Annotated in this window: 9 protein-coding genes and 1 tRNA gene; 8 read left to right on the top strand and 2 right to left on the bottom strand. The window is 59.4% G+C overall.

The window, feature by feature from the left end:
- The first annotated feature begins 22 nt into the window (after positions 1 to 22).
- Entirely contained in the window at positions 23 to 232 is a 210-nt protein-coding gene (locus ACIPIZ_RS24780) for a cold shock domain-containing protein (protein ID WP_401167973.1), read from the top strand.
- Positions 233 to 396: 164 nt separating this feature from the next.
- Here ACIPIZ_RS24780 and ACIPIZ_RS24775 read toward each other — a convergent pair whose 3' ends face one another.
- The gene (locus tag ACIPIZ_RS24775) at positions 397 to 1,404 is read right to left on the bottom strand and encodes a DUF481 domain-containing protein (protein ID WP_401167970.1); all 1,008 of its coding nucleotides are present in this window, start codon (positions 1,402 to 1,404) and stop codon (positions 397 to 399) included.
- Positions 1,405 to 1,567: 163 nt separating this feature from the next.
- Between ACIPIZ_RS24775 and ACIPIZ_RS24770 the strand changes: the two genes are divergently transcribed.
- The 4 genes from ACIPIZ_RS24770 (at position 1,568) to ACIPIZ_RS24755 (ending at position 6,340) form a co-directional block, all read left to right on the top strand.
- Entirely contained in the window at positions 1,568 to 1,921 is a 354-nt protein-coding gene (locus ACIPIZ_RS24770) for an MGMT family protein (protein WP_401167967.1), read from the top strand.
- 43 nt (positions 1,922 to 1,964) lie between these two features.
- The gene (locus ACIPIZ_RS24765) at positions 1,965 to 3,524 is read left to right on the top strand and encodes an AmpG family muropeptide MFS transporter (RefSeq protein WP_064393102.1); all 1,560 of its coding nucleotides are present in this window, start codon (positions 1,965 to 1,967) and stop codon (positions 3,522 to 3,524) included.
- Positions 3,525 to 3,653: 129 nt separating this feature from the next.
- Entirely contained in the window at positions 3,654 to 5,369 is a 1,716-nt protein-coding gene (locus tag ACIPIZ_RS24760; protein ID WP_064393103.1) for a proline--tRNA ligase, read from the top strand.
- A gap of 17 nt (positions 5,370 to 5,386) precedes the next feature.
- The gene (locus ACIPIZ_RS24755; RefSeq protein WP_064393104.1) at positions 5,387 to 6,340 is read left to right on the top strand and encodes a hypothetical protein; all 954 of its coding nucleotides are present in this window, start codon (positions 5,387 to 5,389) and stop codon (positions 6,338 to 6,340) included.
- 96 nt (positions 6,341 to 6,436) lie between these two features.
- On the opposite strand, the gene dinB is transcribed toward ACIPIZ_RS24755, so the two are convergent.
- Positions 6,437 to 7,498, bottom strand: a complete 1,062-nt coding sequence (gene dinB, locus ACIPIZ_RS24750; protein ID WP_064393105.1) for a DNA polymerase IV — start codon at positions 7,496 to 7,498, stop codon at positions 6,437 to 6,439.
- 280 nt (positions 7,499 to 7,778) lie between these two features.
- Between dinB and ACIPIZ_RS24745 the strand changes: the two genes are divergently transcribed.
- From ACIPIZ_RS24745 to ACIPIZ_RS24735, 3 genes are all read left to right on the top strand, one after another.
- Positions 7,779 to 7,855: transfer RNA gene (locus tag ACIPIZ_RS24745), tRNA-Met, on the top strand.
- A 279-nt stretch (positions 7,856 to 8,134) separates the two neighbouring features.
- Positions 8,135 to 10,774: a bifunctional lysylphosphatidylglycerol flippase/synthetase MprF gene (gene mprF, locus ACIPIZ_RS24740; protein WP_122662127.1), complete on the top strand. Its 2,640-nt coding sequence runs from the start codon at positions 8,135 to 8,137 to the stop codon at positions 10,772 to 10,774.
- Entirely contained in the window at positions 10,774 to 12,069 is a 1,296-nt protein-coding gene (locus ACIPIZ_RS24735; RefSeq protein ID WP_064393107.1) for a virulence factor family protein, read from the top strand. Before mprF ends, ACIPIZ_RS24735 begins: the two co-directional genes overlap by 1 nt.
- The last annotated feature ends 554 nt before the right edge of the window (positions 12,070 to 12,623 follow it).

Genomic DNA, 12,623 nt, shown 5'->3' with positions numbered 1-12,623 from the left:
TCTTTGTTCAAGGAGTTACACCATGTCAAATCGCCAAACCGGTACCGTTAAGTGGTTCAACGATCAAAAACGCGTCGGCTTCATCACTCCACAATCCGGTGACGACCTGTTCGATCACTTCAAAGCTATCCAATCCGACGGCTTCAAAAGCCTGAAAGAAGGCCAACAGGTTTCTTTCATCGCTACCCGCGGTCAGAAAGGCATGCAAGCTGAGGAAGTACAAGTTATCTAACTTGTAGCTTCTTTAGAAAAAAGCCCCGCCCTTAAAAGCGGGGCTTTTTTGTGGGCGACTATTTTTCAGCGCGCAAAAAAAGATCGCAGTCTTCGGCAGCTCCTAAAGGACGTATATCAATCCTCTTTAGGAGCCGCCGAAGGCTGCGATCTTTTGCTTTTGCCTTACCAGGCCACGCCAAACCCAGCGGTGTAACGGGTCTTGTTCAGATCGGCATCGTTAGTGCCGCTGATGATGTCACGCTCCGCCTTGAGATTGAGCGACGCCCAGTCGGTGACCTTGTAGCGCAAGCCCATCTCGGCATCCAGTGCGTAGTCAGCCACGCCAGACAACGGTTTGCCGACTTCACCGTTGGTGAAGAACTCGACCTTCTTGCCAATCAGGTAGCGGTTGTAGTCCCACTTCATGGCGACGGAGTAGAAGTTGTCCTTGCTACCATCGCGATACTCGTAATCAGTGCGGTTGAGCAGCGAGCCGAGAGAGAACGCCCCCAGCTCATCGTCCCAGAACTGGTAACCGGGACCGGTACCCACCACGCGCTGGCGGGCCAGCTCTTCGATGTGATCACGCTTGTAATTCAAACGCCCCTGCCAGAACCACTGATCAGTGAGGAAGCGGTCCAGCGAGTATTCCGCGCGCCAGTTGTCGGTGGTGGTTACATCGTCCTGCACTTCGCGGTTGTATTCACCTTCCGCGATGTGCCGCCAGCGACCATGCCGCGCAGTGGTCTTGAAGCCGACGTCATAGTCGTCGGTATCCTTCTCGGCACGCTGATAGTCCAGCGCCAGGTCGACATTACCCTTCCAGACCAGATCCTCGACCACCGGTTTGGGCTTGAGAATCTGCTGAATGCTCGCCAGCTCGACCGTCTTCGGCGCCTCACCATTGGCCAGGGTAACCTTGCCTTCTTCCGCTGCGCTCAGCGATTTGGACACTTCGCCGGTGTAGGCATCCTGCTTGACCAGCAAGTGCTGATCGCTGTCCAGGGTCTTGACCTCTTTCCAGTCAATCGTGACCGCGCCAGCGTATTTGGTCTGGATCAACAGCTTGCCGCCATCGAACACGGTAATGGTGCCGCTCAACTTGTCACCGTTCTTCAACCAGACGGTGTCGGCAAGCAAGGGCGTGGACGCACTGAAAACAGCTAGGCACAGCAGGGATCTGGACAACATAAGCGAATCAAAGGCTCAAGTTTGCGAAAAAGTCGGCATTATCCGTAGGAATAAGACCCTGACAAGGACTGACCGGACTATTTCTATTGAGTTCATTTCTCAACTGCGCAGTCACGCATTACCCTTGCAGCGACAACTGCGCCGAAGTTCAGGAACCACGCCCGTGACAGACCCGATCCACGAAGATGAGAGCGAAGCGCAAATCCGACGCACGGCGCTCTACTCGACCCTCGCGCAAGTCCCCGAGGGCAAAGTCGTCAGCTATGGTCAGCTGGCCGAACTGGCCGGGTTGGGGCGCGCCGCCCGCTGGGTCGGTCGTACGTTGAGTCAATTGCCCGACGATACCAAGTTGCCCTGGCACCGCGTGCTGGGCGCCGGTGGGCGGATCAGCCTGCCGATGGGCAGCCCGTCGGGCGACGAACAAAGGGCCAGATTGCGCATGGAAGGCATCACCGTCCGGAATAATCGTGTGGATATTCAGCGCCATGGCTGGCGTCCGGTAGAGCACAGCGGTTAGAGTGCGCGCTTTGTTTTCGCAATCTTGAGGCAGACTTCAGCCCATGCCCCGTAAAACCTGGCGCGCCGCGCTCGCCGCCTATGCCAGTCCTTCGACGCTCGTGCTGTTGTTGCTCGGTTTCGCTGCCGGCCTGCCGTACATGCTGGTGTTTTCGACGCTTTCAGTCTGGCTGCGTGAAGCGGGCGTCGCCCGTGAAACCATCGGCTACGCCAGCCTGATCGGTCTGGCTTATGCGTTCAAATGGGTCTGGTCACCGTTGCTCGACCAATGGCGCCTGCCGCTGCTCGGCAAACTTGGCCGCCGCCGTTCATGGCTGGTGCTTTCTCAGGTGCTGGTGATCCTCGGCCTGATCGGTATGGGGTTCTGTGATCCGCAGAAACATCTGTCCTGGCTGATCGCCATTGCCGTTGTCGTCGCTTTCGCCTCCGCCACCCAGGACATTGCGGTCGACGCCTATCGCCTGGAAATCGCCGAAGACAACCGCCAAGCCGCCCTCGCCGCCAGTTACATGTCCGGTTACCGCGTTGCTGCGCTGCTGGCGACCGCCGGCGCACTGTTTTTCGCCGAAGGTTTCGGCTCTACCGGTTTCAATTACAAACACTCGGCCTGGACTGGCACCTATGTGCTGTTCGGTGCATTGATGGTGCCGGCGCTGCTGACCACGTTGTTCATGCGCGAGCCGCCGGTGCCGCTGCGCACTCAGCTGCAGGCCGGGCGCTACACCTTCATGCATCAATTGATGTCGGTGTTCGTGCTGATCGTCCTGCTGGTGTCCGTACCGGCGATGTTCACCCAGCTCTACAACACCGACTTCGCCAGCGTGCTGTTCGGCGGCATGAGTCCGCTCGACCTGCTGCTCGAAGACCGCGCCTTTCTGCGCGCCATTCTCTATACGCTGCTGACCGGTCTGTGCCTGTCGACCATGGGCCGCCGTGGCCTGGCGCCAGTGCTGACACCGGTCAACGACTTCATTCTGCGCTACCGTTGGCAGGCGCTGTTGCTGCTCGGTCTGATCGCTACCTATCGGATGTCGGACACGGTGATGGGCGTGATGGCCAACGTGTTCTACATCGACCAGGGGTTCACCAAGGATCAGATCGCCAGTGTCAGCAAGATCTTTGGCCTGATCATGACCCTCGTCGGCGCCGGCATGGGCGGCCTGCTGATCGTGCGTTTCGGCATTCTGCCGATTCTGTTTATCGGTGGTGTTGCTTCGGCAGCTACCAACCTGCTGTTCGTGATGCTCGCCGACATGGGCCCGGACCTGCAGATGCTGGTGGTGACCATTTCCCTCGACAACTTCAGCTCGGGCCTCGCGACTTCGGCGTTCGTTGCCTACCTGTCGAGCCTGACCAACCTGAAGTTTTCGGCGACGCAATACGCCCTGCTCAGCTCGATCATGCTCTTGCTGCCACGTTTGATGGGTGGTTATTCCGGGGTGCTGGTCGAGAAGTTCGGCTATCACAGCTTCTTCCTGATCACCGCGCTGCTCGGCGTACCGACGCTGGTGCTGATCGCATTGCACTGGTTCCAGGAGAGCCGCCGTGAAGGCCCGACGCCAACGCCCGAGCCGGTACCGACACCTGTCGCGGAAGAATCGTAAGACGTTTCCTCAACGGCGGGAGGAATTCCGCTGTTGAACCTCTACACCGGCCGCACGCCTGTACGTCAGCAAAACTCGCCGGTACACTGCTCCGTCATTTCCAGTCATAGCAACCGACAACGGCCAACCATGCGCACCAGTCAATTTTTGCTCGCCACACAGAAAGAAACGCCTTCCGATGCGGTCGTGATCAGCCATCAGCTGATGCTGCGCGCCGGGATGATCCGCAAACTCGCCTCGGGCCTTTACACCTGGCTGCCCATGGGCCTGCGAGTCATGCGCAAGGTTGAAGCCATCGTGCGCGAAGAGATGAACGCCGCCGGCTCTCTGGAAGTGTTGATGCCGAGCACCCAACCGGCCGAGCTGTGGCAGGAATCGGGGCGCTGGGAAGAATACGGCCCTGAGTTGCTGCGCATCAAAGACCGCCACGGTCGCGACTTCTGCGCGGGCCCGACCCACGAAGAAGTGATCACCGATCTGATGCGCAACGAGTTGAGCAGCTACAAACAGCTGCCGATCAACCTGTACCAGATCCAGACCAAATTCCGTGACGAAATCCGTCCACGCTTCGGTTTGATGCGCGGCCGCGAATTCATCATGAAGGACGCTTACTCCTTCCACGCAGATCAGGCGTCGCTGCAAGTCACCTACGACCGCATGCATGAAGCCTACTGCAACGTGTTCACGCGTCTGGGCCTGAAATTCCGTCCGGTTGAAGCCGATAACGGTTCGATCGGTGGTGCCGGTTCGCACGAATTCCACGTACTGGCCGAGTCCGGCGAAGACGACATCGTCTTCAGCAACGGTTCCGACTACGCCGCGAACATTGAAAAAGCCGAAGCCGTGCCACGCGAGACTTCGCGTCCAGCGCCGGCCGAAGAGCTGCGCCTGGTCGACACGCCAGACACCAAAACCATCGCGGCACTGGTGGAAAAATTCAATCTGCCGATTGAAAAGACCATCAAGACCCTGATCGTGCGCGCCGAAGAAGAAGGCAAGCTGATCGCGCTGGTCATCCGTGGCGACCACGAGCTCAACGAAATCAAGGCAGCCCAGCAACCTGGCGTGGCCAACCCGCTGGTCATGGCCACCGACGCCGAACTGCGTGACGCCATTGGCGCCGGCGCAGGGTCCCTCGGCCCGCTGAACCTGCCGCTGCCGATCATCATCGACCGCTCGGTCGAACTGATGAGCGATTTCGGCATCGGCGCGAACATCGACGACAAGCACTACTTCGGCGTGAACTGGGAGCGTGATCTGCCGGTTCCGACCGTGGCCGACCTGCGTAACGTGGTCGCTGGCGACCCAAGCCCGGACGGCAAAGGCACCCTGGAAATCAAGCGCGGCATCGAAGTCGGGCACATCTTCCAGCTGGGCAACAAGTACAGCAAAGCAATGAAGTGCGAAGTACTGGGCGAGAACGGCAAGCCAGTGACCCTGGAAATGGGTTGCTATGGCATCGGCGTTTCCCGCGTGGTGGCTGCGGCCATCGAGCAGAACAACGACGCCAACGGCATCATCTGGAGCGACACCCTGGCGCCGTTCCAGATCGCTCTGGTACCGCTGCGTTATGAAACCGAGCAGGTGCGCGAAGCCACCGACAAGCTGTACGCCGAATTGACGGCGGCCGGCTTCGAAGTGCTGCTGGACGATCGCGACAAGAAAACCAGCCCGGGCATCAAGTTCGCGGACATGGAACTGATCGGCATTCCTCACCGGATCGTGGTCAGCGACCGCGGCCTCGCCGAAGGCAACCTGGAATACAAGAGTCGTACCGAAGGCGAAGCGCAAGCATTGCCGGTGGCTGACGTATTGTCCTTCCTGCAGGCCCGTATCCGCCGCTGAAACCAGATAGAGACGTCATGTTCAAGCGAAACACCTTAGGCCTCGGAGGCACCGCCCTGTGCGGTGCCCTGCTGGTCAGCGGCTGTGCCAATCACATGTCACAACGCAGCGAGCACGAAGAGCGGGTCGAGCGGAAGTTGCTCGACCACAGCCTGCAGATTGATGTCGGTGAGCCTAAGGCGCTTGAGCTGCCGCAGCGGCGCGTGAAGATCAACGAACAGAAGACTTTCGAAGTCACCGAGTTCGAGGTCACCCGTCATTACGATCGCTACACGCCTTACCAGCCTTGGCGGGAGGTCTACGAGATCCCGCTGGGCGTAGTGGCCGTGGTCGGCGGCGTCGGTGCGAATGTGGTCAACGTTTTTGCGTTGGGCAACCTGCCGGACAGCGTGACCAAGGACTGGCTGAGCTACGGTTTTGCCGGGCTCAATCCGTTCATGAACGTACAGTCCAACGGTCGTGCGCAACAAAACCTCGCGGGCATCGATGAAGTCCAGCGCGACAAGCGCACGGAGTATTCGAGCCTGCCCTGGAGCGAGCGCCCGGTACAGGTCAAGGCTGGCAAACAGACCTTCGACATGACCACCGATCGCAACGGTGTGCTGCGCCTGAATCTGCTCGACAGTCCCTTTGCTGAAAATGATCTCAATCATGTCGGCAAATTGCAGATCAGTGTCGAAGACAGCAAGGATGACGTGCACTCGGACTCGACGCTGATGATCAGCAGTCACCTGCGTGGCAAGTTGCTGGAAGCGCACGGGCTGATTTATGACGACCTCGAAGACGACGAAGTGAGCCAGTGGGTACACCGGGTCAAGCGTCTGTCGGAACTGGGTCTGGAAGAAGAAGCCAGCGAACTGGAACAAAGCCTGATCGAACTGACGCGCAATGATCCTGAGTTGCAGACTGAGTTTCTCAAGTCGCTGACCAAGGATGCCGGGCGCCTGGTGGCGGATCCAGGGCCGAATTAAGGCCTATTAAAAGATCGCAGCCTGCGGCAGCTCCTACATGGGAACGCATTTCTCTGTAGGAGCTGCCGCAGGCTGCGATCTTTTGCTTTTAACGGACTACCGCTCAAACAACTCCATCTGCTCAAACCCGCCGCGCAAGTCCTCCAGCCTCACCCCGACCCCGAGCAACCGCACCGGCTTCCCGCCGCGATTGAACGCCTGCGTCAGCATCAACTGATAACTGCCCAGATCCCGCCCTGCCCCGGCCTGCTCCAGCGTGGTCTGGGTGAAATCATGAAACTTCACTTTGACGAACGGCTTGCCCGGCCGATAACTGCTGTCGATCCGTGCCATCCGTGTTTTCAGGGTTTCCAGCAGTTCTGGCAATTTATCCAGGCAACTGCGCAGATCCGGCAGATCAACGTCGTAGGTGTTTTCCACGCTGATTGACTGACGCCGACTGTCGTTGTGCACCAAGCGATCATCAATCCCACGAGCCAGACTCCACAGTCGCTCACCGAAGCTGCCGAATTCACGCACCAGGGCCAACTTGTCCCACTCGCGCAACTGCGAGCAGTCGACGATGCCGAGCCTGCCCAGCTTGTCCGCCGTGACCTTGCCAACACCGTGCAACTTGCTCACCGGCAAACCACTGACGAAGTCTTCGACCTGATCCGGGGTGATCACGAACAAGCCGTTGGGCTTTTTCCAGTCGCTGGCGATCTTCGCCAGAAACTTGTTCGGCGCTACGCCTGCGGACACAGTGATGTGTAATTGATTGGAGACTCGGCGACGGATGTCCTGCGCAATGCGCGTGGCACTGCCGCCGAAATGCGCGCTGTCCGACACGTCCAGATACGCCTCATCCAGCGACAAAGGCTCAATCAAGTCAGTGTAATCGGCAAAAATCGTATGAATCTCTTTCGAGGCTTCGCGATAAGCGTCCATGCGCGGCTTGACGATGGTCAGGTCCGGGCACAGCTTCAAGGCATGCCCCGACGCCATCGCCGAGCGCACGCCGTATGCCCGCGCTTCATAGTTGCAAGTGGCGATCACCCCTCGCCGATCCGCCGAACCACCCACCGCCAAAGGCTTGCCGGCCAGACGCGGGTCATCGCGCATCTCGATGGCGGCGTAAAAACAATCGCAGTCGATGTGGATGATTTTTCGCTGTGTCATGTCAGAAAAGGAAACGTGGCGAACCGGATCGGCAGTATCTCACTGACACCTGTATATAGCACCAGTGGTATGAATGTTCTTTTGCGCACGTAGGAAAAGGCCTTTGAATTTATTTTCTCAATCGACAAACAACCGTCAATAGAGCTGAAAGCCTTGCCCCACCTGCCCTGCAACGTAAAAAACACCCGACAAAAATCGCTAACCGATTGAACCTCAACAGATTTTATCCAGATTGCGGGTTGACACCCCGGCGTTCCTCTGTAGAATGCCGACACACAGACGCGGGATGGAGCAGTCTGGTAGCTCGTCGGGCTCATAACCCGAAGGTCGTCGGTTCAAATCCGGCTCCCGCAACCAAACATCAAAAAAGGCTACTCGAAAGAGTGGCCTTTTTTGTATCTGTTGAAAAAGTCCTTTCGCAACAATGATCTGTCACTGTGCAGTGAACCGCTTGGGATCATCAGAAGTCCTGACTTGCGACTATGCTTGAGTCGCAGGCAAGGCCTCTGCAATCCAGGAACTGCCCTCGCCGATACCCGGTGAGAGGCGTAGTATTTTGTGATTATTTTTTTCTACAGGGATTGGTAACTTGGCTGGATACCTCCATCCTGTCGCGCACAATCCAAGAGGTGATTGATGCGCGCCAACTCGTCTGATCCACAAGACACCGTCACAGCGGAACATCCGATCAAACCCGAGCGCCTGCGCTTGCTGGATCGGTTGAGCAAATACCGGCAACCGATCGGTCTGGCGGTCACACTGCTGCTGTTCGCCATTGCGCTGATTGCCTGCCGCCATCTGCTCGCCGAACTTGATCTCGATGCGCTGCACGACTCGATTCTCGACGTGCCGAAACCCGCCCTGCTTGGTGCATTCGGCGCGACCGTGGTCGGCTTCATCATTCTGCTGGGCTATGAATGGTCGGCCAGCCGTTATGCCGGCGTGACTTTGCCGCCACGCACGTTGGCGCTGGGCGGCTTCACGGCGTTTGCGATTGGCAATGCGATCGGTCTGTCGCTGCTGTCCGGCGGTTCGGTGCGCTACCGTTTATATGCACGACTGGGTCTGGGGGCGTCGGAAGTCGCGCACATGACCTTGTTCGCCAGCCTGTCGTTGGGCTGCGCCTTGCCGCCGCTGGCAGCGCTCGCGACGCTGAGTGACCTGCCTGCGGCTTCCCAGGCGCTGGGGCTGTCCGAAGGCCTGCTCGGCACTGTCGCCGCTGTTGTGCTGTTGCTCGGCGCAGTGTTGGCTATCGGCATCTACCGTCGACGCCTGCCGGAACAACCGTTGCGCGACAACCTGCTGGTCAGGGTTGGCCGTCGCACGCTGCGCTTGCCGGGTCGACGCCTGACGTTCCTGCAACTGATCATTACCGCCCTCGACGTCGCCGCTGCTGCCACCGTCCTTTATCTGTTGCTGCCGGAAGCGCCGCCGTTTGGTGCATTCCTGCTGGTGTATCTGCTGGCATTGGCTGCCGGCGTACTCAGCCACGTACCGGGTGGCGTTGGTGTCTTCGAAGCGATTCTGCTGGCCGCTTTCGCTGACAAGCTCGGTGCCGCACCACTGGCCGCGGCGCTGCTGCTGTATCGCCTGATCTACGTGGTGTTGCCGCTGCTGGTCGCCTGCGTATTCCTGCTGATCAACGAAGGCCAGCGCCTGTTTCAGACTCAGACCATGCGTGCAGCGTCCGGTCTGGCGGCACCGATTCTGGCGGTGCTGGTGTTCCTGTCCGGTGTGGTGCTGCTGTTTTCCGGCGCGACTCCCGAGATCGACACCCGTCTGGAGCACATCGGCTTTCTGATCCCGCATCGTCTGGTCGACGCCTCGCACTTCGGCGCCAGCCTGATCGGCGTGCTTTGCCTGATGCTCGCTCAGGGCCTGCGCCGCCGACTGTCGGCCGCGTGGATGCTGACCACCATTCTGCTGCTGGTTGGCGCCCTGCTCTCGCTGCTCAAAGGTTTCGACTGGGAAGAAGCGACGCTGATGACACTGACGGCTGCGCTGCTCGGTGTGTTCCGTCGCTCGTTCTATCGCCCGAGTCGCCTGACCGAACTGCCCTTCTCGCCGTTGTACCTGGTGGCCAGCCTGTGCGTCCTCGGTGCATCGACATGGCTGCTGCTGTTCGCCTATCAAGACGTACCGTACAGCCATCAACTGTGGTGGCAGTTCACCCTGGATGCTGACGCCCCGCGTGGCCTGCGCTCGCTGCTCGGCGCCGCCGTGCTGTTGCTGGTGATCGCGCTGACCTGGCTGCTGCGCACCGCGCGCCCGGTCATTCACTTGCCGACGCCTGACGAACTCGATCGCGCGGCAAAGATTCTGATGGCCTCGTCGCAACCCGACGGTGGCCTCGCGCTGACCGGTGACAAGGCGCTGCTGTTTCACCAGAACGACGAAGCGTTCCTGATGTACGCACGCCGTGGCCGCAGTCTGGTGGCGCTGTACGACCCGATCGGCCCCGGCCAGCAACGCGCCGAAATGATCTGGCAATTCCGCGACCTCTGCGATATTCACCACGCCCGCCCGGTGTTCTACCAGGTGCGCGCGGAGAACCTGCCGTACTACATGGACATCGGCCTGACCGCGATCAAACTCGGCGAAGAAGCCCGGGTCGACCTGATTCGCTTTGACCTGGAAGCCAAGGGCAAAGAGATGAAGGACCTGCGTTACACCTGGAACCGTGGCACCCGCGATGGTTTGTCGCTGGAAATCCATGAGCCGGGTCAGGCGCCGATGGACGAGCTGAAAGTGATTTCCGATGCGTGGCTGACCGGCAAGAACGTGCGTGAGAAAGGCTTCTCCCTCGGCCGTTTCAGCGACGATTACCTGAAGCATTTCCGCATCGCGGTGATTCGCTTCGAAGGCCGCCCGGTGGCGTTCGCCAACTTGCTCGAAACTTATAGCCATGACCTGGCCAGTCTCGACCTGATGCGCGCGCACCCGGACGCCCCCAAGCTGACCATGGAATTCATGATGGTCGGCCTGATTCAACACTATAAGAGTCACGGATACGCGCGCTTCAGCCTGGGCATGGTGCCGTTGTCGGGGTTGCAACCCCGCCGTGGTGCACCGCTGACCCAGCGTCTGGGCTCGATGGTTTTCCGCCGTGGTGAGCAGCTGTACAACTTCCAAGGCTTGCGCCGCTTCAAAGACAAGTTCCAGCCTGACTGGGAACCCCGTTATATGGCCGTGCCCGCCGGACTCGATCCGCTGGTGGCGCTGGCCGACACTGCTGCCCTGATCGCGGGCGGCTTGACTGGATTGGTGAAACGCTGATGATTCAACGCTCCCTGAAGTACATCCTGGCCGCACTGATTGTGCTGGCCGTGATTGCCGGCGGCGGTTTCTGGTACCTGAAACGCCCGGCACCGGAACCGACCGTCGAACAGCTCAACCCGGCCGATGGCGCCGCCATGACCCGCGTCATTCCCGGCACCAAGCCCAAGGCTCAAGTGCTGGTTGCGGTCAACGACGACCAGAAACTCTCTGAAAAACAACTGACCACCCTGAGCCGCAGCGCTTCGGCGCAGATCGTTCAGGTGATTCTGCCGAAAGACTGCCTGCTGCAAAGCCGCGCCCTGCAATCGGGTCTGCGTGAACTGAATGGCCCGGCCACTCTCGTCAGCGGCATCGGCCCGGGCGCTGTACTCGCCTGGCGCTGGTTGTCGGAGCAGAAAGACGACAAGGCTCAAGCCATTTCCGTGGATCTGGCCCTGGAAAAAGGTGGCTGCACGCACCTGCTGCCGAAATCCGCCGCCCACGGCCACTGGCTGGCAGCGTGGAACGACAACCCGGACGACGCCAGCGCAGGTTTCGTGCGCGATCAACCGAACGCCGAGACCAGCATCAGCGACTACGACATCAACCTGCCGCAAGTGCTCAACAACGAACTGCGCAAGATCCTCGTCGGCGGCGACAAGGCCAACGGCGGTCTGGCGATCCCGGTGGTTGAAGTGCCGGCCGGCCAGGCCAAAGACACCGTGACCCTGTTCCTCTCCGGTGACGGCGGCTGGCGCGATCTCGACCGCGACGTGGCCGGTGAAATGGCCAAGATCGGCTATCCGGTGGTCGGCATCGACACCCTGCGCTACTACTGGCAACACAAGAGCCCGGAGCAAAGCGCCCTGGACCTGACCGAACTGATGCAGCACTACCGGCAGAAATGGGGCACCAAGCGCTTCATCCTCACCGGTTACTCGTTCGGTGCTGACGTTCTGCCAGCGATCTACAACCGTCTGCCAGACACCGAGCAGCAACGCGTCGACGCCATCATCCTGCTCGCCTTCGCCCGCACCGGCAGCTTCGAGATCGAAGTTGAAGGCTGGCTGGGCAACGCCGGCAAAGAAGCCGCGACCGGCCCGGAAATGGCCAAGCTGCCAGCGGCCAAAGTGGTGTGCATCTACGGTGAAGAAGAGACCGATGAAAGTGGCTGCACCGACAAGACTGCCGTTGGCGAGGCAGTGAAACTGCCTGGCGGCCACCACTTCGACGAGAACTACCCGGCGCTGGCCAAGCGTTTGGTGGATTTGATCGAGAAGCGCCAGAGCAAGGACTCGGTCGCCGAAGAGTGATCTGAGCCTCCACAAAAAGCCCCCGCAACTTCGCAGTTGCGGGGGCTTTTTACATCTCGGACGATGAACCCATTCCCCTGTAGGAGTGAGCCTGCTCGCGATAGCGGAGTGTCAGCCACCTGGTTGCCAACTGACACACCGCTATCGCGAGCAGGCTCACTCCTACAAGGGATGGCGCTGGATTCGAGATTTTGTGCAGTGACCGTAAATTTCTTGACTCTTCAGGAAGCTAAAAACGCCAAGTGTCCACATTCCATAAAACGTGGACACCTGCTTGATTGGCATTATCGATCGTCAACTCCACACTCATTCATCTGCTGAACAAATCCCCGCAAAACCGCCAGCAACGTTTAGTTTCGTTTACTTCTGGTCTCGCAATATCAGATGACGCCCACAGACCTTGTAGGCAAACTCCGAAACTCTTGTTGGGGCGCTGTGCCGCTCTATTGCGCTGTTTTTCGACGGGATACTCTCCGGACGTCGCTGACCCATTCAGCGATCGGGTGTGGTAACCCGGAGAAACCATCGCAACAGCGCGCTCCTCAAGTTATGGC

The organism is Pseudomonas sp. NPDC087690 (assembly GCF_044743175.1).
Taxonomy (GTDB): Bacteria; Pseudomonadota; Gammaproteobacteria; order Pseudomonadales; family Pseudomonadaceae; genus Aquipseudomonas.
This window is presented reverse-complemented; position numbering and strand designations above follow the sequence as displayed.